Source organism: Paracoccus sp. S1E-3 (assembly GCF_013868135.1).
Lineage (GTDB): Bacteria > Pseudomonadota > Alphaproteobacteria > Rhodobacterales > Rhodobacteraceae > Paracoccus.
Window position 1 is genome coordinate 40,887 of record NZ_JACEMU010000009.1, and the last position, 21,769, is coordinate 62,655.

22 protein-coding genes and 2 pseudogenes are annotated in these 21,769 nt (G+C 64.9%); 2 read left to right on the forward strand and 22 right to left on the reverse strand.

Annotated features, from left to right (window positions below):
- Position 1 precedes the first annotated feature (1 nt).
- From H1S04_RS12380 to H1S04_RS12455, 17 genes and pseudogenes are all read right to left on the reverse strand, one after another.
- On the reverse strand, positions 2 to 3,136 hold the full coding sequence (locus H1S04_RS12380; RefSeq protein ID WP_181745869.1) for a type I restriction endonuclease subunit R: 3,135 nt from the start codon (positions 3,134 to 3,136) through the stop codon (positions 2 to 4).
- A 9-nt stretch (positions 3,137 to 3,145) separates the two neighbouring features.
- Positions 3,146 to 3,772, reverse strand: a complete 627-nt coding sequence (locus H1S04_RS12385) for an NYN domain-containing protein (protein ID WP_181745870.1) — start codon at positions 3,770 to 3,772, stop codon at positions 3,146 to 3,148.
- 157 nt (positions 3,773 to 3,929) lie between these two features.
- Positions 3,930 to 4,070 carry a hypothetical protein gene (locus H1S04_RS12390; protein ID WP_181745871.1) on the reverse strand — a complete coding sequence of 47 codons (141 nt, stop codon included), beginning with the start codon at positions 4,068 to 4,070 and terminating at the stop codon, positions 3,930 to 3,932.
- A gap of 5 nt (positions 4,071 to 4,075) precedes the next feature.
- Positions 4,076 to 4,507, reverse strand: a complete 432-nt coding sequence (locus H1S04_RS12395) for a hypothetical protein (RefSeq protein WP_181745872.1) — start codon at positions 4,505 to 4,507, stop codon at positions 4,076 to 4,078.
- A gap of 57 nt (positions 4,508 to 4,564) precedes the next feature.
- On the reverse strand, positions 4,565 to 5,140 hold the full coding sequence (locus H1S04_RS12400) for a hypothetical protein (protein WP_181745873.1): 576 nt from the start codon (positions 5,138 to 5,140) through the stop codon (positions 4,565 to 4,567).
- Positions 5,140 to 6,384, reverse strand: a complete 1,245-nt coding sequence (locus H1S04_RS12405; RefSeq protein WP_181745874.1) for a restriction endonuclease subunit S — start codon at positions 6,382 to 6,384, stop codon at positions 5,140 to 5,142. Before H1S04_RS12405 ends, H1S04_RS12400 begins: the two co-directional genes overlap by 1 nt.
- A complete protein-coding gene (locus H1S04_RS12410; RefSeq protein WP_181745875.1) occupies positions 6,381 to 7,922 on the reverse strand; it encodes a class I SAM-dependent DNA methyltransferase in 1,542 nt (513 codons plus the stop codon). The genes H1S04_RS12405 and H1S04_RS12410 overlap by 4 nt, the downstream gene beginning before the upstream one ends.
- A gap of 66 nt (positions 7,923 to 7,988) precedes the next feature.
- Positions 7,989 to 8,669: a hypothetical protein gene (locus tag H1S04_RS12415; protein ID WP_181745876.1), complete on the reverse strand. Its 681-nt coding sequence runs from the start codon at positions 8,667 to 8,669 to the stop codon at positions 7,989 to 7,991.
- Positions 8,666 to 9,259: a hypothetical protein gene (locus tag H1S04_RS18755; RefSeq protein WP_028720878.1), complete on the reverse strand. Its 594-nt coding sequence runs from the start codon at positions 9,257 to 9,259 to the stop codon at positions 8,666 to 8,668. The genes H1S04_RS12415 and H1S04_RS18755 overlap by 4 nt, the downstream gene beginning before the upstream one ends.
- A gap of 49 nt (positions 9,260 to 9,308) precedes the next feature.
- A pseudogene (locus H1S04_RS18760) lies at positions 9,309 to 9,770 on the reverse strand (DNA cytosine methyltransferase); the annotation flags it as partial.
- A 5-nt stretch (positions 9,771 to 9,775) separates the two neighbouring features.
- The gene (locus H1S04_RS12425) at positions 9,776 to 10,783 is read right to left on the reverse strand and encodes a helix-turn-helix domain-containing protein (protein WP_181745877.1); all 1,008 of its coding nucleotides are present in this window, start codon (positions 10,781 to 10,783) and stop codon (positions 9,776 to 9,778) included.
- Entirely contained in the window at positions 10,780 to 11,175 is a 396-nt protein-coding gene (locus H1S04_RS12430; protein WP_181745878.1) for a VRR-NUC domain-containing protein, read from the reverse strand. Before H1S04_RS12430 ends, H1S04_RS12425 begins: the two co-directional genes overlap by 4 nt.
- A complete protein-coding gene (locus H1S04_RS12435) occupies positions 11,172 to 11,411 on the reverse strand; it encodes a hypothetical protein (RefSeq protein ID WP_181745879.1) in 240 nt (79 codons plus the stop codon). The genes H1S04_RS12430 and H1S04_RS12435 overlap by 4 nt, the downstream gene beginning before the upstream one ends.
- The gene (locus tag H1S04_RS12440) at positions 11,408 to 11,656 is read right to left on the reverse strand and encodes an AlpA family transcriptional regulator (RefSeq protein WP_181745880.1); all 249 of its coding nucleotides are present in this window, start codon (positions 11,654 to 11,656) and stop codon (positions 11,408 to 11,410) included. The genes H1S04_RS12435 and H1S04_RS12440 overlap by 4 nt, the downstream gene beginning before the upstream one ends.
- 451 nt (positions 11,657 to 12,107) lie before the next feature.
- Positions 12,108 to 12,743 (reverse strand): annotated as a pseudogene (locus tag H1S04_RS12445) (Arm DNA-binding domain-containing protein); the annotation flags it as partial.
- Positions 12,744 to 13,137: 394 nt separating this feature from the next.
- Positions 13,138 to 14,601: a recombinase family protein gene (locus H1S04_RS12450; RefSeq protein WP_181745881.1), complete on the reverse strand. Its 1,464-nt coding sequence runs from the start codon at positions 14,599 to 14,601 to the stop codon at positions 13,138 to 13,140.
- A 153-nt stretch (positions 14,602 to 14,754) separates the two neighbouring features.
- Positions 14,755 to 15,654 carry a hypothetical protein gene (locus tag H1S04_RS12455; RefSeq protein ID WP_181745882.1) on the reverse strand — a complete coding sequence of 300 codons (900 nt, stop codon included), beginning with the start codon at positions 15,652 to 15,654 and terminating at the stop codon, positions 14,755 to 14,757.
- A gap of 15 nt (positions 15,655 to 15,669) precedes the next feature.
- On the opposite strand from H1S04_RS12455, the gene H1S04_RS12460 reads away from it, so the two are divergent.
- Entirely contained in the window at positions 15,670 to 16,221 is a 552-nt protein-coding gene (locus H1S04_RS12460) for a hypothetical protein (protein WP_181745883.1), read from the forward strand.
- A gap of 11 nt (positions 16,222 to 16,232) precedes the next feature.
- Here the strand turns inward: H1S04_RS12460 and H1S04_RS12465 are convergent, their stop codons facing one another.
- From H1S04_RS12465 to H1S04_RS12480, 4 genes are all read right to left on the reverse strand, one after another.
- Positions 16,233 to 16,565: a hypothetical protein gene (locus tag H1S04_RS12465; RefSeq protein ID WP_114350159.1), complete on the reverse strand. Its 333-nt coding sequence runs from the start codon at positions 16,563 to 16,565 to the stop codon at positions 16,233 to 16,235.
- A 113-nt stretch (positions 16,566 to 16,678) separates the two neighbouring features.
- The gene (locus H1S04_RS12470) at positions 16,679 to 18,769 is read right to left on the reverse strand and encodes an AAA family ATPase (protein ID WP_181745884.1); all 2,091 of its coding nucleotides are present in this window, start codon (positions 18,767 to 18,769) and stop codon (positions 16,679 to 16,681) included.
- A 160-nt stretch (positions 18,770 to 18,929) separates the two neighbouring features.
- Positions 18,930 to 19,859, reverse strand: coding sequence for a hypothetical protein (locus tag H1S04_RS12475; protein WP_181745885.1), 930 nt, complete (start codon positions 19,857 to 19,859; stop codon positions 18,930 to 18,932).
- Between the two features lie 214 nt (positions 19,860 to 20,073).
- Positions 20,074 to 20,661: a hypothetical protein gene (locus H1S04_RS12480; protein ID WP_181745886.1), complete on the reverse strand. Its 588-nt coding sequence runs from the start codon at positions 20,659 to 20,661 to the stop codon at positions 20,074 to 20,076.
- 112 nt (positions 20,662 to 20,773) lie between these two features.
- On the opposite strand from H1S04_RS12480, the gene H1S04_RS12485 reads away from it, so the two are divergent.
- Positions 20,774 to 20,962, forward strand: coding sequence for a ribbon-helix-helix protein, CopG family (locus H1S04_RS12485; protein WP_220185219.1), 189 nt, complete (start codon positions 20,774 to 20,776; stop codon positions 20,960 to 20,962).
- A gap of 26 nt (positions 20,963 to 20,988) precedes the next feature.
- On the opposite strand, the gene H1S04_RS12490 is transcribed toward H1S04_RS12485, so the two are convergent.
- Entirely contained in the window at positions 20,989 to 21,636 is a 648-nt protein-coding gene (locus tag H1S04_RS12490) for an SOS response-associated peptidase (RefSeq protein ID WP_181745887.1), read from the reverse strand.
- Between the last annotated feature and the right edge of the window lie 133 nt (positions 21,637 to 21,769).

Below are 21,769 nucleotides of genomic sequence, written 5' to 3' on the forward strand. Positions count from 1 at the left end.
TTTATGACCCCGACATTTTCGACAGCATCGCCTCGGCCTGCGCCAGAACACCGCGCACTGCGGCATCCTCGAGGTCCGGCGGATAACCATACTTCCTCAAGATGCGCTTCACGAGCACTCGCAATCTTGCCCTAGCGCTGTCTCGATGGGCCCAGTCTATGCTGACATTGGCCTTGAGCCCTTTGAGCAGTTCATGGGCGATGATCTTAAGCTGATCATTACCGAGGATTTCGACCGCGCTCTGGTTATCAGCAAGGGCGTCATAGAAGGCGATTTCCTCGGCGGATAGCCCGGTTTCTTCGCCGCGGTTCCGCGCTTCGCGCACTTCCTTGGCCAGCGCGATCAGTTCCTGCAGAACCTCAACGGTGCTGATGGCGTTTGTGTGATAACGGGCGATAGCTTCCTCAAGCCGCTCCGAGAACTTCCGGGTCTCGATTACGTTGCTCTTGCTGCGCGATCGGATTTCGTCGTTCAGCAGTTTCCTCAGTGCCTCCAGGGCGAGGTTCTTCTTCTCCATCTGGCCGACTTCGGCGAGGAACTCATCCGACAGGATGGAAATGTCCGGCGATGACAGCCCGGCCGCCGACAGAATGTCGACGATCTCGGTCGAGGCGACGGCAGCATTGACGATCTGGCGGATTGCGAGGTCGCGGTCGGCTGCCGACGTACCTGAACTGTCGACCGCCTTGACCATCGCGGCTCGCACGGTCTGGAAGAAGCCCACCTCGTCGCGGACATCGCGGGCCGTATCGCTGGCGGAGCAAAGGGCGAATGCTTTGGAGAGCGCCAGCACTGCGTCCGGGTATCGGCGGTGCGCTGCCTTCTTCGCCTCCTTGTCGGTTTCGCGCTGGGCGGCTTCGTCCTGCCCGGCGAGGATCCAGTTCAACGCCTCTGCCAGGGCGACGAGCCGCTGGTGCGGGGTGCCGGTCAATCCAGCCGAGTAGTCGAAACCATGGAACATGGAGCGCACGACATCCAACCGCTCAAGCAGTGCGGCGACAGCTTCCGCTTCGTCGATCCCCGCCTGTTCCTGGTCCGCCTTGGAATACTGGCCCAGCGCGAACTTCAGGTTCTGGGCGATGCCGATATAGTCGACGATCAGCCCCGCGGGCTTGTCGCGGAATACGCGGTTTACGCGGGCAATCGCCTGCATCAGCCCGTGGCCCCGCATCGGCTTGTCGATGTACATCGTGTGCATCGAGGGGCTGTCGAAGCCGGTCAGCCACATGTCGCGCACTATCACCAGCTTAAGCGGGTCTTTCGGATCCTTCGCCCGCTTGGCCAGCAAGTCGCGCCGGGCCTTACTGCCGATATGGGGTTGCCAAGCTTCCGGGTCCGAGGCTGATCCGGTCATCACGATCTTCACCAGCCCAGCATTGTCGTCGTCGGAATGCCAGTCTGGCCGAAGGGCGACAATCTGGTTGTAGAGGTCGACGCAGATGCGGCGGCTCATGCAGACCACCATGGCCTTGCCGTCCATCGCCTGCACGCGCGCCTCGAAATGGGCGACGAGGTTCTCGGCAACCATGCGCAGCCGCTTCTCTGCCCCGACAAGCGCCTCGACCGTGGACCACTTCCGCTTCAGCCGTTCCTGTTCGCTGACTGCTTCGTCCTCGGTCAGGTCCTCGATCTCGGCATCGACCTTCGGCTTTTCCTCCTCGGAAAGCTCGATGCGCGCGAGGCGGCTTTCGTAGTAGATCGGCACCGTCGCCCCGTCTTCGACAGCACGACTGATGTCGTAGATGTCGATGTAGTGGCCGAACACTGCCGGGGTGTTCACATCGTCCTGCTCGATCGGCGTGCCGGTGAATCCGATGAAGGAAGCATTCGGCAGCGCGTCGCGCAGGTGCTTGGCGAAACCGTAGGCGATCTCGCCGGTCTTCTCGATCCGCGCCTTGAACCCGTACTGGCTGCGGTGCGCCTCGTCGGCGATCACCACCACGTTCCGCCGATCCGTCAGCCGCGGATAGGCCTCGCCCTTCTCCGGTGCGAACTTCTGGATCGTCGTGAACACCACCCCGCCCGAGGCGCGGGACAGCGCCTTTTGCAGATCCTCTCGGCTTTCAGCCTGCACCGGCGTCTGCCTGATCAGGTCGCGGCACATTGAGAATGTGCCGAACAGCTGGTCGTCCAGGTCGTTCCGGTCGGTGATGACAACGATGGTCGGGTTCTCCATCGCCGGGTCGCGGACCAATTGCCCTGCGTAAAATGCCATGAGCAGGCTCTTGCCGGATCCTTGCGTGTGCCAGATTACCCCTGCCTTGCGGTCGCCTCCCGACGTGCTGGCCTCCACCGTGCTAGTCACGGCTTTCCTAACGGCATGGAACTGGTGGTAGCCCGCGATGATCTTGGCAATCCCGCCGGGCGTGTCGCCGAAGACCGTGAAGTCGCGCATCAGCGACAGCAGCCGCCCGCGTTCGAACACCCCCTCGATCAGCACCGGCATTTCCGGCGCGCCCTTGGGCGCCACATCGGCGCCATCGGTCGTGCGCCACGGCATGAAGCGTTCCAGATCGGCAGTCAGCGAGCCGATGCGGGCCTGGATACCGTCGGTCGTCACCAGCACCGCATTGGCCCGGAACAGTGACGGGATCTGCGCCTTGTAGGTCTGCAGCTGGTTGAAGGCCGCACTGAGTGTCGCTGTCTCGGCCCCCGGCTTCTTCACCTCGATCACGCCCAGTGGCAGCCCGTTCAGGAACACCACCACGTCGGGGCGGCGGTTGTTGCCGTTCTCGATGACCGTAAACTGCGCGATGGCCAGCCAGTCGTTCAGCCCGTCCTCCGGGTCCACCAGCCGCACCGCATCGCCGCGGATCGTGCCATCGTCTGTCCGGTATTCGACCGGCACACCTTCGACCATGAAGCGGTGAAGGCGGCGGTTCTCCTCAATCAGCGAGGGTCGGTCGCTGGCCACCATCCGCCGAAGGGCATCCTCGCGCGCGTCCTCGGGGATGTGGGGGTTCAGCCGGGCCATCGCATCCCGCAGTCGCGCAGCCAGGATGGTGTCGGAATACGCCGCCCGCTCGGGTGCGCTGCCATCAGGGCCGGAGACCGCGTCGTTCAGGAGAGCGTAACCCAGCTCTCCGAGCTGATCGAGCAGGACGGCTTCAACTTCGGCTTCGGTCAATGTTGCCATTCCGATTCCCTACCAACGCCCCGGTTTGTGAAACTGGCCCGTGGCGTCTTGCATCACGGCCGGAAACTGCGCGTTCGCCAAGGCGCCTGGCCGGATCGGCTTGATGAAATGCGCCAACGGTTGCAGGGCGCGGCTGACCTTGGCTTGGGGGTTGAGAATCCCGATAGTCTTGCCGAACCGGTTGCGAACCACCGAGATAGGTTCCTTCAGGTCACTGTCGTTGCTGACGATCACTGCCACGTCGAACGCATCATCGAAGGCGTCGATCAACAGATGCGTGGCGATGTTGACGTCCGAGCCCTTCTCCTCGGTCTTCATCACCCGCCGCGGGGTGTATCTTCCGCGCTGCCAGTCGGCGGCGTCGGGCATGCTGACCTCGTGGGTCAGGAAATGGCCGAGGTGGATGCTGACCTGCGGCAGGGTACGCAGGGCCCGGAAATAGGTCTGCTGGCGGGTCGGCTGGTCGGGATCATGCGGGGTGCCGCTGACCTGCGCGGTGAAATAGCGGATGGCACGGATGTCGTTCTGCGGCATCAGCGCGCTACAAAGCGCGTGCAGATTCAACCACTTGTGCGGAGTCTTCTTGAGGCAACCAAAGTAGAGGTTGTAACCGTCGACATAGACATGGGTTCTCATGCGAACCCCCAAAAAAGCAGCAGCGGCCACTGGGGCCGCCGCGCGCCCCGGCACCGAAGCGCCGAGGGAGATATGAAGGCATAAGTGGACATTTTCTCCACCAGGTCAAGAGTCCAGTTGCGAAAAACGCAACGCAGCGGCGTGATGCACGGGCAGGTCATCGTACCGCCTCCGCCATCTGTTCCGACCCGACATCCCGCTCAGGTTTGAAATCACTCAGGCCCGAAACGGCACCAGTCAGGCAGACATCCCCCTGCCATTCAGCGTCATCGAGCGGGGCGGCTTCGACTTCGGTCAAGGTTATCATGCGCGCACCGGTCTCGTAACCCGCGCCAGCACAGCCAGAATCCGGTCCAGGTCCGCCATGCTCCGCAGGGCGAAACAGACCAGGTCCGCCCTCCCAAGCTGCATCATGTCCTCTAGCGCCGAGTGACGTCCGTACTGCTTCTCGCCGGTCTTGCCGACGGTTTGGTACAGCTTCGATGCGGGGGAAATCGTGAACGGGATGCTGCCATCCAGAAGGTCCCGCACGAAATCCTCTTTGACCCACAGATTGGCAGGGGACTTCTCGCCCTTCTCGAACATCAACTCTATCAGGGCGCCGTCGGAGGGTCGCATCGAATAGCGGTTTGCGTAACTCTTCTGGTGGCCCCTGGAATGCTCTTTCGCCTCGCGGTCGAGCCGCATGACGATGGCGCGTTTCAGGTTGGTCAGATCGATCTCGGCTGCGCTCATTCTGTTTGATCTCAAAGGTGGGCGAATTTGTTAGTGTATGGCTTGGCACGCGGCTTTTCAAAGTAGCTCGGACGAAAGCGCTTTGTCCTTTTCCCGTTCCGCTTCGATCTCTTTGCGTGTCTCCTCCAGTTTGCTTTCGGGGTTCCATTCGCCGAAGGTTCTTCTGGGAAGATCATGCGTATCCCGAAGGATGCGGGCGAGTCTTGCGGCTTCCAACCCGAGAAGGGCATACCTGTAGCGCCTCGTTTCGTAATATGCGTCGTAGTCCGGGGGCGACGCGTAGTCGGCCGCCGCATTGATCGCCTGCTGGGCGTCGTGTAGTTTGTTGTCGAGCGAGAGAAGATCATAGGCCAGTTGGTGATCGATACTGCGCCAGTCCACATCATCGGGAAAGCTGATGGGCGAGGGCGCTTCGGTGGTCGCCGTTGCTTCGTCGCGGTTCCCTTCAAGATACCCGTCGTCGAGCGAAACGACCGCGCACTGGTCAACGAACCTGTCCAGCGTGATCACGACGCGCACGGCGAGGTATTTCGCACGCTTGCGACTGTCGGCCGAACTGGCCAGCCATTCGCGAACAACGACGATCCCCGAACCCACAATGGCACCCACCAAGGCGGCAACTGCCTCGCTCATCATGCCACCTCGCCAACGAGGCGCTCGTTCTCGGCCACCCGCAACTCCCCCGACATCAGGCGCGGCAGCAGGAGGTCGCGGGTCTGGGCGAGGGTGCGGGATTCCTCATTCAGTTGCCTTACCAGATCATAAAGTGGAGCGATGGTGGCATCGAAGGCCGAATGAATTGCATCGCTGGCGCGAAGATATGGCACTCGCCGGAGGTTCGCTTGATTCAACTTTGGCTGCACAGCGCCGGTCACGAAGGGTCGGATGTCTATCTGGTCAAAGAACAACTTGAGTTGCTCGACGCTCATGTTGCGCCCTTTGATCACGTGTGCATGGTTGTTTACCCATAGCTTGCCCCAGACATACTGTGTGAAAGGCCGACCGTCTTCCTTTGCCACTGATCCGTCCTCACCAAGCAGCAGGAGCCGTTCATCGAAGAGGTAACTGTCGATGTGATCCATCACAGACGTTGCCCCATGATAGGGATACGGCCCCTGCCGCTTAGCGCGCTCCTGAGAAGACAAAGGCACGCGCTTGTGGTCCAGCAGTTCGATAAAGTCGCCGATGGTTGAAACCTCCCACCCCTCCGGCTTGCCCTCGGCGTCCAGGCGGTCGGGGAAGAGGGACCAGAGGTCGGGGGAGAGGTAGGGTTCGCGGCCTTCCATCTTGGCGCGGGTGGGGCCGAAATCGACGAACCAGTCGCGGAACAGCGCCCGCGCCATGGATTCCAGCGTGGCGTTCATCTTCCGGTTCAGCTCGATCTTGTCATCCAGCGCCCCGAGGGTGGCAGCAATCGCGCGTTGTTCGGGGAGGGGTGGCACGAGCAGCTCAATGTCGGAGAATCTGCTTTTCGACACATTGGTGTAGACCGATCCACCACCTCCGGATCGTTCCAGCACATGACCGATCTCCCGAAAAGCGTAGTAAAGAAATTGGGCATCGACATCTTCGTTTGGGATTACGCTGTTGATCTGTTGATTGGTAAAGCTTGTGCGAGCCGTAATCCCGCACTTCCCAACTGTCGCGATGCACGACATCATCACGGATCCAGCGGGCAGCAATGACGACTTGATTGCGCCTGCGCCTGTTTGGGACAGTGTTCGAGCCGACGAATCAATTACTACACGACCATCGAGATCAGGAATTGTGATAAATGGATAAGGACCGCCGAAGTAATCGTCGTTTGCAGTGCTCGGAGTCTTTCCGGTCACAACACGCCCAAGGGTGCCAATCTTGCGAGTCGTGAACGAGTTCATTCGAACCTAACCCCCGCCAGCCGCGCCCGGATGGTCCCCGTCAGTTCCTCCGCCTCGGCGAACTGCGCCTCCAATTGCTCCTGCAAAGCCGCGAAACGGTCGGCAAAGGGCGTCTCGTCCTCCTCCGCTGCCTCGGCGCCGACATAGCGGCCCGGGGTCAGGACATGGCCGTGGGACCGGATCTCCTCGAGGCTCGCCGCCTTGCAGAAACCGGGCACATCGGCATAGCCCTCGCCCAGACGCCAGGCGTGGTAAGTGTCGGCGATGCGGGCGATATCGGCATCGGAGAACTCGCGGCGTGTGCGATCCGCCATGTGGCCCAGCTTGCGGGCGTCGATGAACAGCACCTCGCCGCGCCGGTCGCGCAAGGATCGGTCCCGCGCGATGCCGTTCGACTTGTCCTTCGCCAGAAACCACAGGCAGGCCGGGATCTGGGTGGAATAGAACAGCTGCCCCGGCAGGGCGATCATGCAATCGACCACCTCGCCCTCGATCATCGCGCGGCGGATCTCGCCCTCGCCCGACTGGGTGGAGGACATGGACCCATTGGCCAGCACCACCCCCGCCGTGCCGGTGGGCGACAGGTGATGCAGGATGTGCTGCAGCCAGGCGAAGTTGGCGTTGCCCGCGGGCGGGATGCCGTATTTCCAGCGCGCATCCTCGCGCAGTCGCTCACCGCCCCAGTCCGAGATGTTGAAGGGCGGGTTGGCCAGGATCACATCGGCGCGCAGGTCGGGCAGTTCGTTCTTGTGGAAGGTGCCTTCCGAGTTCCAGCGGATGTCGGCGTCGATCCCGCGCACGGCAAGGTTCATCTTGCACAGCCGCCAGGTGGTGTAGTTCGACTCCTGTCCGTAGATGGCGATGTCGCCCAGACGGCCGCCGTGGGCTTCGACGAACTTCTCCGACTGCACGAACATGCCACCCGATCCGCAGCAGGGGTCGTAGACGCGGCCCTTGTAGGGTTCCAGCATCGCGACCATGGTGCGGACGACCGAGCGGGGGGTGTAGAACTCGCCGCCGCGCTTGCCCTCGCTGCCCGCGAACTGGCCGAGGAAATATTCGTAGACCCGGCCCAGCAGATCGCGCGCCTTGTCCTTGCCCTCGCCAAGTGCGATGCCCGAGATCAGGTCGATCAGCTCGCCCAGCATGACGGCGTTGAGCGCGGGGCGGCCATAGTCCTTGGGCAGGACGCCCTTGAGGGACGGATTGACCTTCTCGATGGCAATCATCGCCTCGTCGATCAGGCGGCCGATGGTGGGCTGCTTCGCGCTGGCCTGCAGATGCGACCAGCGCGCCTCCTGCGGCACCCAGAAGATGTTGTCGGCCAGGTATTCGTCGGGGTCCTCGGCGCCCTCGGGGTATTCGGCCAGCAGCGCCTGGCGCTTCAGCTCGAACCCGTCCGAGATGTGCTTGAGGAAGATCAGGCCGAGGGCGACGTGCTTGTAATCCGACGGCTCCATGTTGCCGCGCAGCTTGTCGGCGGCTTTGAAAAGGGCGGCTTCAATGCCGAGGTCGGAGCCATTGTCGATTGATGCCATTGTGAAATCTGCCCCCCGGTAAGCCTTTTCCAGACGGTATTTCAGCCGGAGGGCGAAATCCAGCCGCTAACAGCGGCTTGGCGGGGTTCTTTCCCACGGCTTTGCCTTCGGCATCGCCCCTGTCACCTCGACCTCGCGCAGCATCCCGCCTGCGATTAGCCCCTGCCGGACCCAGCCCAGCGCCTGCCACCAGTCGTCATAGCCGCGACGGGCAGCGTCGATCTGCTGCGGGTGGGGCGAGAAGGTGACCGGGCAGGCCAGGATGTCGATGGTCTTCCATGTCGCTCGGGCACCCGCGCCACGCACGCGGATGCGCTCGGTGCCGACGACGATGGCGCCCGCATGCGTCCCATGCTGGTTCTGCTTGACGATGGTCGGCACGCAGCGCGGGATGGCGCCCGGCATCCAGTCGGGGGTCAGACCTGCGCGGGCCAGTTCGGCGACGCGGATCGCCATGCGTTTGCCGCCGAGGATGTCGGGGATCCCGGCGACGGTGGCGGCGATCACCTCGGCGTCCTCGTGGGTGTAGCCGCCGATCTTGTGCTGGCCGCCGTCGATCTTGCAGCCGAGCACGGCGCGCTGCAGCAGGACGTATTCCAGGCCGAAGCCGAACCCTTCCTCGGTGACGTCCGGGGGCAGGGGCAGTTCCAGCTGCGCCTGTTCGATCCGGAACGCCCATTCCAGCGCCGCCTGCACGCCCAGCGCGCGCTTGATCCTGGTGCCTCTGACGCGGCCGTGGAAACTCATCGCTGCAATCCTTCAAGGAAATCCATCTGCGCCGGGCGCTGGGCTGCATCCGTCGGCCGCCAGATCCACGGGCCCGAGGCCATGGGCAGCTGCGAGAGAGCGCCACGCATGTGCTGCTGCCAGAGGGTGAACTCCGTTGCCGAGCAGGCGCACAGCGCGTGCCCGATGGGCCAGCCCATCAGCCATCCGACGAAGAGCGGGTTCAGCCGCCGCCGCGACCGGCCCTTCAGGATCCGCCGCGAGACGGCGCGCCCATGCGAGGCAATCATCGAAGCCCAGAGCGGGCGCGAGATCGGGGCGTGCGGCAAGGACCGCGGCCCATCGGGCGAGGTCGCCGGGGCCGGGGGGGTGAAGCCCTGCTCCGCCCGGTAGTGCAGCAGATCCATCCGGGATTTGCCGTCGCTGCGGGTGACGCTGGCCTCCGAACTGCCCTTCCAGTTCTGTGCTGCCGGGGTCGGCCAATGGTTCGGCAGGGCCTTCGCGATGCACAGTGCCAGCGCCTCCGCCTTCCGCGTGAACCGAAGGTCCGCGACAGCGAATTCGCTGTTCCCGGCCGGGTTGTAGCGGCCGGTGCCGGGATGCAGGCTCATTGGTGTGGGCCAGGATGAAGATGCGCAGCCGCTCATGCGGCGCGCCGACCTCTGCCGCCGAGAACAGGCCCGCCGCAGGCGAATAGCCCAATCCCCAAAGCTCTCGCAGGACGGTTTCAAGGCCGAGAGTGACGTGACCGGCGACGTTTTCGAGGAAGACCCATTCGGGGCGGAGCTCAAAGATGACGCGGGCGACATCAGGCCAGAGATGGCGGGGATCGTCGGCGCCGCCGCGCTTTCCGGCCGCGCTGAAGGGCTGGCAGGGATATCCAGCCAGCACCGTGTCGAAGGCGCCGCGGAAAGGGCGGGCGTCGAAGCTGCGCAGGTCGGTCCAGATCGGGGCCGGGGCGAAGTAGCCTGCGCGCTGGGCGGCAATGAGGACGGCGCGGGGCCAGTCCTCCCATTCGACGAAGGCGCGGGTGTGATAGCCGGGTTCGGCGAGCATGAGGCCCAGATCAAGGCCTCCGCCGCCAGCGCAGAGGGACAATCCGTGCCGGGGACGAAGCACCATGCCATTCACCGCACCCCGCGCTCGCGCAGGCGTTCGGCTGTCACCAGCCCCCGGGCCAGCATGGCATCGCGCATCGTGTTGCTGATCGCGCTGACCGGCAGGTAGCGGTCGGAGTTGACCAGATCGGCGTAGAAGGCGGGCAGGTCGGTGATCGGCTTGGTGGCCGGAGCAGGGGCCACCTTGGGCTTGCGCCGTTTCCGGGCCGTATCCTCGACCTTGCGCTGGGCAGCACGCTGCATCGCCCGGTCCAGCGCCTTCGGCCCATCGGGCGGTTCGGGATGCTCATCGCGGGAGGCCTCGGCCGCGGCGATGATCTCCGCCTCGGTCAGCCCCAGCTCGTCACGCCAGCGCTGGACGTGCAGCCGGGGCGGCCAGCCTTGCCACCAGCCGGGCAGGGCGTCGGGGTCGAGGCCCAGCGCGCCGAGCAGGTCCCCGAAAACCTCATCGGGTACGCCTTCGCGCGCCTGCGCGCCCTCCTCCTCCTTTACTGGTTTACTTAGAGGTTCCCTTACAAGGTTAGTGTCCGAAATCCGGACACGGCTTTCAGCATTTTCCGGACACGGGTCAGCCGGAAAATCGGACACGGCTTCCGCATCGATTCCGTGGCCGAAATCTGGACACGGCAAGGCATCGAACGCGCCGTCCAGGGGCGAACCCTCTGCCATGTCGGCGATTTTCGCATCGGGGCATTCCCCGTGTCCGATTTCCGGACACGGCACCACAGCTACAGGTGTGAAGCCCGGCTCGAACCCCAGGATGTAGCGTGTCGGCAGCTGGCGCTTGGTCACGGGATCGAGCCGCGGAACACGCCGCAGCAGGCCCACCGCCTCAAGCTGGCCAAGGTGGTCGTTCAGCGTGGACCGGCTGATTTCGCAGTCATGCGCCAGCCGATCCTGCGAGGGGAAGCAGCCGAAATCAGGGTTGAACCGGTCACAGAGGTGCCAGAGCACGATCTTGGTCGTGGGCTTCAACCCGCGCTGCTTTATGGCCCAGTTGGTGGCCTCGTGGCTCATGGCGCGGGCCTCCGCGGGGCGGGCGCGATGCGCGTTGTGAAGCCGTGATCCGCCAGCGCGCCCAGCGCGTCGTCGAGACTGCGCACCAGCGCCCAGCCGAAGCCCTGAGCCAGAACAGCATCGCGGAATGATTCCTGCTCCGGCCGCAGCCGCCCTTTCGGCGCTTTCAGCTCGAGGAACAGGACACGGCCGTCGCAGATGACCATCAGATCGGCGAACCCGGCATGGACGCCCATGCCGACAAGGATCGCCTGGCGCTTGGCTCCGCGGGGCCCGGCCTCGGTCACCTCGTTGGCGCAGTGGTGGATGATGGCCGAGCGGGGCAGGGCTATGCGCAGCGCTTGAACGACCGCGCGCTGCAGATCGGCCTCGGGGGTGCCGCGGCGCTTCATCGCGCGGCCCTCCCCTGATCCTCGCGCTGGGCGCGCCGTACCGGCCGCCGCGCGTCAACCACCACCAGCAGGCGCTGCGCCTCTGTTCGCTCGGCCGACGTCTCGCCGTGCTGGACGAGCACATTGCATGCGAGCCGGATGAGGAGATCGCTGTGATGCGCGACATCGGCGATGACGGCACGGGCCTCGGCCACGCGGTCGGCGGGCCAGGCGGAACTGCGGGGGTGGATCTTCATGACCGCCCCCGCGTCTTGCGCACCGGATGGGCCTGTTCCTGCGCCCTGATCCACTCCTGTATGGCGGCACGGCTATAGAAGGTCTTTCGACCTATGCGTGTGCATGGCGGCCCCTGACGGCGGGCTTCCCACCGGGATAGCGTGTCGGTCGTCAGGCCCAGCGCGCGGGCCAACTGCTCCCGGCTGATCCAGTCGGCCAGCAGGTCGGGGATCTCTTCCACCGGGTCATCTTGCATGTCTTTCATGGGCTGTTCCGTTCGCCTTGCGCCCCTCTGCTGGGGCGGTTTCAGCGAAGCAGAGCGCGAGGACCGGAAGACAGGCGGAAGGTGGAACTGGCCGCTGCCATCCAATTCCACCCCTTATTTTATTGGTGCTTCGGCGGCTGGCGCGCGACACGACACGCGTTACGGCAGTCTTCGTGGGGTATCCCTCGCGCCGGTTCCTGGCGACGATCCGCGCTTCGTCGACACCGCTCCGACAGCTTGGGGCTGATTGGGCGGCGCTGAGGCGGTTTCGCCGGTTTCGCAGGGACCGGAATTGCCGGAATGGACCATTCCGGTCGGGTTCCGACGGTTCTGGATGATATCCACAAGTTCTTTTTTTGTTCTGGTGCGCCAGTGCAGGATTCTGGTTGATCGTTCGCCTTCAGGATGCGTAGATTCGTGGTTGAGCAGAACATAAGAATCGACAAGGCAACCCCTGCGCGGGGTTGTCCGTCCGCCATTCCCACTCCATCGCCAGCGTGAACATCTTGCGCAGCACCTCGCCCATGCGGTTGGCGCGGATCGGGGTGGGCTTGTGCCCCTGCAGCTTGCGGGCCCGGTTGTTGGGTTTTGCCTTGCAGGGACGGGGCCGCCCCTCGGCCACGAAATCGAGGAACTTCGCGACGTCGGACTTCGTGATCTCCGTCACCAGCCGGTTGCCCCAGGTGGGTTCTACCATCTTCTTCAGCATCGACACCTGATCGCCCGCATTGGTCTTGGCCAGTTTCGGCAGATGCTCGGCGATGTAGCGGTCGATCATGTCCGTGACGCGCGGGGCCCCGCGCCAATCGTCGCGCGCCGCCAGAGGATCCTGCCCCTCGTCAATGGCGCGGCGCAGTTCCTTGGCGCGCTCGCGCGCGGCCGTGACGCTCCACTCAGGCCAGCGCCCGATGGTCATCCGCCGCTGTCGACCGGAATGCCGGTAGTCGATGGTGAAGGTCCGCGCGCCCGAGGCCTGTACACGGGCGGCGAAGCCAATCACCTCCGTGTCGAAGATCTGATAGCTAACGCCGGGCTTCGGCTCCGCCTCGCGCAGGGTTTTCTCATTCAGTTTCAGTCTCTTGACCATCCATCATGCCTCCTTGCCCGACGACACAGGCGTAGACCCGCGCCACTATCAAGTCGGACCACGAGCAGGGGACCGGAATACAGGCGGAAGGTGGAACTGGGGCGGGGATGAGCGTTCCGGGCCAGAAGACCAAGGGGTTGGGCGAACTGGACCAGTGCGCTGGGATATTAGCTATGTGTTTGCCTTTTGGTTGCGAATGGATCGAGGCTCACTCCGGTAGTTGCAACTCAGATGGTTGCGGCCCATCCTCCGCGGCATGATCATTGGACCAGGAACACCCCTCAATATTCGAGATGTCGATATCCTTTCGGCGGTACTCCGCCCTAAACGAGATGACTGACCACCATGGCAATTGCGCTGACGCCGATCCGAGAGGGTGAGCTATGGACTGGGTCTACCTGGAGGATCGAAGACGAAAATGCTTTGGCTGGGCTGCTTTCTCGAGTGGCCATCGGCCAAGCCCGAGTTGCCGAGCGCATTCTGCACGAGGATGGTCTGGTTCCGGGGCAGGGGAGGTCGAGAGCTGGCGCTCCAGGTCCTTCCGGCGGGCATCCAGTTCTATCATTCGGTCCTTGACCTGTTCCGCGGGAACCCCGGCGATAATCGCGTCGACCAGCTTCTTGTGATCGGTCGAGACCTGCTTCAGTTCTCTCTTCAGTTCGGCCTGCCCTGCGGCGCGGGTCGCCTGCAGCCGGTTCCGCTCGGCGGCATATTCCTCGCAGAAGATGCGGACCGCTTCTTCGTCCATCAGATGATGTTCGAGGGCGCTCAGAACGCGGCCTTCCAGATCCTTCTGCTTGATGACGGCCATGTTAGTGCAGGCGGCGGCGCCCTTCTTCCGCGCGGTCGAGCAGCCGAAACCACCCTTGGACACTTTCGAAAACCCGCCGCCGCAGCATCCGCAGGTCATCAGCCCTGAAAACAAGAACTTCGGCCGCCGCCGGTCCCAGATCGGGACATCGGAGTTCTTGGTCTTCATCGCCCGCTGCCGCGCCTTCACCTGATCCCAAAGCGCGTCGTCGATGATCCGCAGGTGCGGCACGGCGACCGAGGTCACCCGGTCCTCGGAGTTCTGCCGCGAGTTCCGTTTGCCGGTATCAGGATCCTTGCTGTAATGCAGCCGGTTCCAGACCAGGCGCCCGACATACAGTTCGTTGTTCAGGATGCCGGTTCCACGTTCGCGATTGCCGAGGATCGTCGAGGTGCCCCAGAAGCCGCCGCGCGGGCCAGGGATCTTCTCGAGATTCAGCGCTTCGGCGATCTTGCCGGCCGAAATGCCTTGCGCGTAATCCTCAAAGATCCGGCGCACCACCTCCGCCTCGATGCGGTTGACGGCGCGATCGCCGTGCTCAAGCTTGCCGTTCACCGAGATCCCGGGCAGCACGTCGTAGCCATAGGCATTGCCGCCCGCCAGCTTGCCGGCCCTGACCCGGCCCTTCTGGCCGCGATGGGTCTTGATGCCGATGTCGCGAAGCAGGATCTGGTTCATCGTCCCCTTCATGCCGATCAGCATGGCATCGACCTTGCCTTCGGTCAGCGTGTGGATCTCGATGCCCTGATGGTCCATCCGCTCGTGGAACTTGGCAATATCAGCGAGCTTGCGCGATAGCCGGTCCATGGCTTCGGCCAGGACAATCTCGAACCGGCCCGCCTTGGCGTCACGTTGCAGCGCCTCGATCCCGGGGCGGAACATGCTGGCGCCCGAGGTGGCACGGTCGTGGTAGGTGGCGACAACCTCCCAGCCTTCCCGAGCCGCCAGCTCCCGGCAGGAGTCGACCTGATCCTCGATCGAGGCATCGCGCTGTTTGTCCGTCGAAAAGCGCGCGTAAATCGCAACGCGCAGCGGGGGTTGGGTCACGGAAACATCTCCTGATGTGCAGGCGATCATTCATCGGTCGCGCTGTGGTCACGGCGCGCCGCATCTCGCGCCAACTCCCGAATGAAGTGGTGCAGCAGCTCCTTCTGCTCGCGTCCGGAATCGGAAAGCGGTTGCGTCCTCGGCAATGCCCCATCAAGCTGGTCGTGCCGCGATATCCGCTTTTGCGGCGTATGATGTGCAGGGCGAGGCGGCTTTGGCATGGCGACAGGGCTCGATGGTATTGGCTTGCCATCGACCTGCCCTGAAACCGACAGTCTTTTTGGGAAACAAATCCCTGTTTTGCAACTTGTTGTTTTTGATCGATTTTAAGGTATTGCGATGGAGGATTGGTCCCGGCAGTTCGAAAGGCTCTGCCGTGAGAGGATAGCCGAAGAGCGCGCACCGGATTCCGCCTTTGCCGATCTGCAACCGGTGCTGCTGTTTCTGGACCCGGCGCGGTTCGGTGTGGAATGGACGTCTGTGCCAGCCCTGATCCGTCAACGATTCCAGGCGCGGCCGCTCCGTCAGGTGCTTTCGCTCTCGCCGGATGATCCCGAACTCGATCCCTTCATGGACCCCTGGCAGCGCAGGCAGTTCCGCGAATTGGGCTATGCGCTGACGGTGCTGGTTCACCTTCCTTTGCAGCACATCCCGCGCGGCAGGCGGGCGTTGGCCCCGGTTGAACTGGCCCTGCGGGAAGCGCTGCAGCTTTGGGCCTTTGCGCTGATCCCGGCAATCGAGGCGATCTTCGCGCAAAGCAAGGCACTTAAGAGCGGATACGCGTCGCCTTTTGATTGCCTCGCGCAAAATGCGCCGCATCTTTTGGCTTTGGCCGATCACTCCCGTGTCGGGCGGGCCGCCGACGAGATTGCAGTTGATCGTCCCGATGATGCCGAGGACCAGCCCGCGCTGCGCGAGTTCGTTCGTGCGCAGGCCGATGAGGGACGCAAGCATCGGCTCGTCATCGCCGGTGAGGGCAGCCGCATTGGCGGCAATTGCGGAGGCTTGCGGCAGCGCCAGACAGCCCGCGCTGTCGCGGCCTGCGGGACGCATGTGGATCGCGCGGTGATGGCCGGAGAAATTCTGCAGCGCATCGAATTGCTGGACCTGCTGGCCAAGGCGCGCCGAGCGGCGGCGGCGATCATGTCCGCGCGGCCCGGCGAGATGCGGGATTATACCGAAGGCATGGATCGGCTCGACGGGGCGGGCGCGCATGGCCTGCGCCGTGATCCAACGGGGCTGGGCAAACGCAGGCTCGCCGCAGCAAATGCCATCAACGCGGCGCAAAAACCCGATGCGCTGATCCAGCCGCCCATCCCCGATGCCGCCATCCGGTTCAGCCCGCAGGAACTCGCAGCGCTGGCCTTTCTCTGCGACATCGACCCTTTCCATCTCTGCGCCCAGCATCATCTGCTTTGCCCCGAGATCCTTGCCGCCCGTGCGCTCGGTGCCATGCAGTTCCAGCGTAGGGACGAGACGCGCGAGGCGGTCGAGCCGCTGCTGCCCTGGCTGCGGACCAGCAACGCGCCACGGAATCCGGGGGCCGACCCGATTGAAACCGGTGCCCGCGACATTGCCGCCGCCATCATCAGCCTGCGCAATCTGTTGATTGAGGAGTGAGGTAAGCAGTATCACGCTTTTGCCTCCGCGATCATCCGCATGGCGTCCTCCAGAATACTGCTCTGGAACTCAGGCCTGATCTGTCCATCTAGGGAGAGGAGGGTGATCTTGATGTGGAGTTCGGCGCGGTTGTTTGCCGTGGTCTGGGCGATCCTGCCCTCGATGTCGGCGATGCGTGTCGAGAGGTCGGCCATAGCGGTGAAGTGGGCGCGGCCGGTTGCGGTGGCGAACCCGGCGCTGGCGGCACGGCGGTCGTGATGGGCGTGGGCGGTCCAGGCGCGCTGCCAGTCGGCGAGGGCGGTGGTGAAGATCTTGCGCGGGGTTTGGGGCCGGGGTTTGGGCATGGGGCGCCTCGCGGTTGGGGGGCATGATGTGGAAGAAAGCCGAGCCTCCCAGGGGTTCTGGAGCCTTTATCGCTGCGGTGGTCGGGGCGTGGCCACTGCCTGGGCGGCATTCTTCAGCCTGTTCGGCAGGCCGGAAGCTGAGAAGCTTCGGATGGTGATTGCGCGCATTCCGGCTCGGGCGCTGCGGCAACGGTCTCAATCTGATCGAGCCATTTGGCGGCGTCGTTGCCCGAGAGTTCGCGGCGGGTGGCGAGGGTCTGGGCCATGTCCTCGAGCAGAACGCGATAGGGGGTGAGGATCTGCAGGGCCTGCGCCTCGGCGGCTTCGATGCGGGCACGCAGGCGTTGGCGGGTCTCGGGATCATGCAGCCAGTCGGCAGTCTCGCCGAGCCAGAGCGGGCCCTCGGCGCCGAGGCCGAAGCGGGTCTCGATGGCCAGCGCGACGCGAGTGGCCAGCGCCAGATCGGAGTCGTCGGGGCCGCCGGCGCCCGAGGTGACCGTGCCAAAGATCAGTCGTTCGGCGGCGCGGCCGGCCATGAGTTCGGCCAGCAGATCGCTGTGATCGGCAATCAGGCCGGCGCGCGGGGCGCGGCGGATGCGGGTCTGGCCGCCAGCGCGGTCCAGCGCGATGTGCTGGATCTGGCCATGGCCGAGCGCCGCCGTCACCAGCGCGTGGCCGCATTCGTGGATGGCGATGCGTCGCGTCATCATGGGGTCATCATCGGCGCCAAAGGCCGCGTGCAGATCCTCTGCCGTCACCCGACGTCCGGCCCGGCGGGCTTGACCGCGCAAGTCGCGCAGCGTTGCGTCCAAATCGGCCATGCTGTGCCCGACGGCCTGTTGCGCCAGCGCGCGGATCTCGGGCTCCGGCAGGGTCAGATGTCGGCGCAGCACGCCCGCCAGCGCTGCGGCATCGGGCAGCGGCACGGCCAGACGCAGGTCGAAGCGGCCCGGGCGCAGCACGGCCGGATCGATCAACTCGGGGTGATTGCAGGTCGCGACCACGACGACGCCCTCGTCGCGTGCGATCCCGTCCATCAGCGCCAGAAACGCATTGACCACCATGACGCGGTAATTCTGATGCGGGCCGCGATCGGTGCGGGTGCCGACGGCGTCGAACTCGTCGAGGATCAGCATGGCGGGGGCGCGGCGGCGGGCCTCGGCGAAACTCTCGCGCATGGCCTTCAGCATATCGCCCAGATGGCCCGCGGCCTGCCATTCGCTGAAACTGGCCGGGACGGTGGCAAAACCCGCAGATCGTGCCATGGCCTGCGCAAGCCAGCTTTTGCCGGTGCCGGGCGGGCCGTGAAACAGCGCGGTCCGGGTCAACTCGTTCCAACCGAGTTCGCCCGTGCGCCAGAGCTGCAGATCGGCGACCATGGCGCGGGCAGCGCTCAGCGCCGGGCTGTCGCCGCTGATGGCGTCGAGGTTGGGCTGGTCATATTGGTCCAGTTTTTGCGCCGCGCGCAGGGCGGCGAGATTGCGGGCGACATCGCCGACCGTGGCGCCGCGCAGCGCGATCAGCAGATCGGCCATGCCGGGGTGAAACCCGTTCATGGCGATATGCAGCGCGGCGATGTCGCGGGATTTGGCCGCCGGATGGGTGCGGGCCAGCAGTGCCTGCAGGACCTGCGCGTCGACGGGCGCGAAGTCGATGACCTGCATGCGGTCCTGCAGTTGGGGCTCGGGCAGGGCGCCGCCGGCCAGCACGATCAGCAAGGGGGCTGCGCTGTCCAGACCGATCATCAGCAGCCGCGTCAGATCGGCCGGGCGATCCCCGCTGCCGATGGGGATCAGCCGCAGGCAGCGCGGCGGCAGGCGACGGGTCGGAAAGCTGTCCAAAGACTTTTGCTCGCGGATCTGCCAGATCGCGGGCAGAAGGCAGGGAAGGATATAGTGCAGCGCGGGCCAGTCTTCTGCGGTGACGCCGCGCAGCAGCGTGATGGCGTTCGGCGTGATCGCGGCATTGACGGCGGTCTGGCTGCCGAAGCTGGCGGCAAGGCGCAGGCCCATCAGCAGCGTCCGGCTGGTCAGAGCCGGGGGCGTGGGATTTGGCATGCGGGCCGGGTCATCGGTCGCATCCGCATCGGATTCCGGCAGATCCTCGTGATCCTGCAGCCGCTGCAGCAGTTTATGGGCGAGATAGCTCCAGCCGGGTTGCGTGGGACGGACGGCTTTCTTCGGGGCGGGCTGGTGCTGGGTCATGGGCGATTCCAGAGCATGAGAGGACGGGCCGCGCCGCAAGGGGCGGTGCGGATGATGTTTGAGGAGTGGAGACGGGCGGGCTGGTGCCGTGGAGGCCGTGGCCGCTGGCGCTGCCGTTCGGATCGTGATGCAGAGGCAGCAGCCTGGTCGTCGGCTCTTCTCAGCCTGACTTTGCGTCGGCCTCAGCCGCAATGCGGTCGAGTTCGGCCTCGAGCACCGGCAGCAGGGCCGGGCGATAGATCTCGCGCACCACATTCATCGTGCCTGCGAGTTCGGCGGCGGGCACCACCGCCTCGGGATGGGCGCGGGTCAGGCGGCGATGCGCGGCCTGTTCCGCCGCGCAGGCGAGATGGCCCGACGCCATCGCCAGCACCCGCAGCACCTCGACCTGCGCGTCGCGCGGCAGGCCCAGCTGATGGCGGTGGCGCTTGACCGGATGGGCGCTGTAACCGAGCTTCAGATAGTGCCGGGCCGGACGATTCGTCGTCGCCGGCAGAAAGATGCGGAAGAGATAAAGAAAGCTCGGCTTGGCGTTCCAGCCTCGTCCGCAGCCAGCGCAATCGCATTGGCCCCAGAGCATATTGGCCTGCGCGATCCGCTGCACATGGCCGCAAGAGTGGCGATAGAGCCGGTAGTTCGGCCGCCCCGAGGGGCAATACCCAAGCCGTTCCCAGCCAAAGCGCCGCGCCTCGCTGGCTTCGCGGTGCGCATGGCAGGTCTCGCAGCGCAGTCCGGTCGCACCCTTGGCGACCCGTTCGATCAGCTCGAACTGCCGCGCCAGAACATGGCTGCAGGGGGCGCGGAACCGGCCATAGCCGCGCCGATCCGGATCGGGGCCAAGGAAGGTGACGCCCGCCGTCGCGGCCACCGCGCTGCGCCGCGCGGCCAGACAATGCGGGCAGAGCGGCTGGTGGCGCATCAGCGTGAACAGCTTGGCCGTAAAGCCGCCGCCGCAGGTCCGGCAGCGCAGGTGCAGGTGATAGCGGTCGTTGATGCGGGCGATGAGGTCGAAGCCCTTCGCGGCAGCCATCTCGCGCCAATGCGCATGGACCGGGCCGTGGAAGACGGGCGTTGGGTGTGTTGAAGGCATGAGGGATCCTCCCGTGAGGCGGGATGCATGGGGGGCGCAGGGCTGCAGATGTGCAGCCCGAGGCGGGAAACCTGGGAAGGGTGGCAGTGTGGCGGCACGGCGCGCGCCAAGGCAGTGCGGGAAAAATCCGCCGAGTCAGTGCTGTGCTGACCAGAACCCGGCGGGCCGAACTCTTGTCCGGGCCGCGCGGGTTCAGGATGCCGCAGGTCGGGCGCTACACGCCGGGCGCGGCCTGCATCGTTTGCGGATACGCGCCGGAAGCCACAGTGAAACCGGTCTCTGCGACCGCAACATCCTCGGGCATGATCTCGACGCAATTGCTGTCGATCACCAGCGCATGGTCGGGCAAGGCGGCCAGCTGCGCCAGCGCGCGCCGCGCCTCGGACAGCATCAGGTTCACCCGCAGTGCCAGCGGATGCCGCCCCGGACAGCGCAGCAGTGCCCCGGGCGCCGTCACCCGCGCATAGAGCTGGGCGAATTCCGCGCCATCCTCGCTGAGCGCCAGCGCCCGGGTGATGCGCGCAATCCGCAACAGCGGCCGGTCCTCCAGCCGTTCGGCAGGGGTATCGCAGAGCGCATCCAGCGCCGCCCCGACTGCCGCCCGGGCGGCTTCGGCATCGCGCAGCCAGTGATCGCAGGCCGGATCCCAGCTGCCGGAATGCTCCAGATCCCGCTCAGCCTCGATCCACGCCCCAAGCGCCCGCTGCATCACGCCAAAGCGCCGCGTCACCGAGGTATGCGTGAAGCCCGGAGCAAAGGCTTCCAGAACGCCAGCAGAAGGAATAGATTGGTAAACAGTCATGGTCGATCTCCGCTAAGGTTGACCTGATTAGGGCAGGTCGAGGGCGGCAACCCTTGACCATGCCCGATTATATGATACTAAAAAACCAAAAATCAAGACCGGATGTGGCGCGTTGGAAAAAAATAAGAGAGGGCGTCCGTCGGTAGATAGTGAGGCGATCAACCTTCGTCTCCCTCGCGAACTGATCGAAGCCATCGACGATCGCCGCCGCATTGAGCCCGATCTGCCCACCCGCCCCGAGATGATCCGTCGCGCCCTCGTGCAATGGCTGGACCTGACTGCGTCATCTACGGGCAAGTAGCCCGCCCGCGCGCCACCGCAGCGGCATCACTCCACCTCGATCAGCTCATCATCCTCCAGCGGGCGCTGCAGATGGCGGGCTTCGGACCACTCCGCGCTTAGCCAGGTGTCGATCTCGGCCGCCGAGGTCAGGATCACCGGCATGGCCTTGGGATGGATCCGCCCGACGACGCTGTTCGGTGCGCAGGTCAGGAAGGCGAAGAGCTGGTGATCGCCGGCCCGGGGCGTCCTCGCTGAGCCCCGCGTGCCCTGCCACCCCGTCCAGATCCCGGCAAAGAAGAACAGCGGCCGCGTCCGGTCCAGCGCGAACCAGTGCAGCGGCTTGCGCCCGGTCACAGGGTCGGGCCGCTGGCCGTATTCCGAGAAGGTCGTCGCCGGAACCACGCAGCGATGCGCGACGCCAAGCCAGCGCCGCCAATGCGGGCTGGCGGTGTTGCGGATGTTCGTCACGCCGTTGTCCGGCGCATCGGGCGCCTTCAGGAATTGCGGCGGCGTTGGCATCCCCCAAGTCAGCTGCGCCAACTCGCGACCGCTGGCAGTATTGCGCAGCACCGGCGCCGGGCGGTCGGGATAGACATCCAGCGAGGACTCAAGATTGCCGACACTGTCGGTCATGGCCCCGGCAATGTCGCGGATCGCCTGCTGGTTCGTGGTCAGATTATACAGGTTACACATCGGCTTGCCTCCTCCGGTCACGGCATTCCTGTCGATATGGCCCCCGATGGCGCGGATCACAAATCCCCGGCGGCGATTGACTCACGGCCTGAACGGGAACAAAAGTGGAACATACTGCCTTGAGTCCCACCCC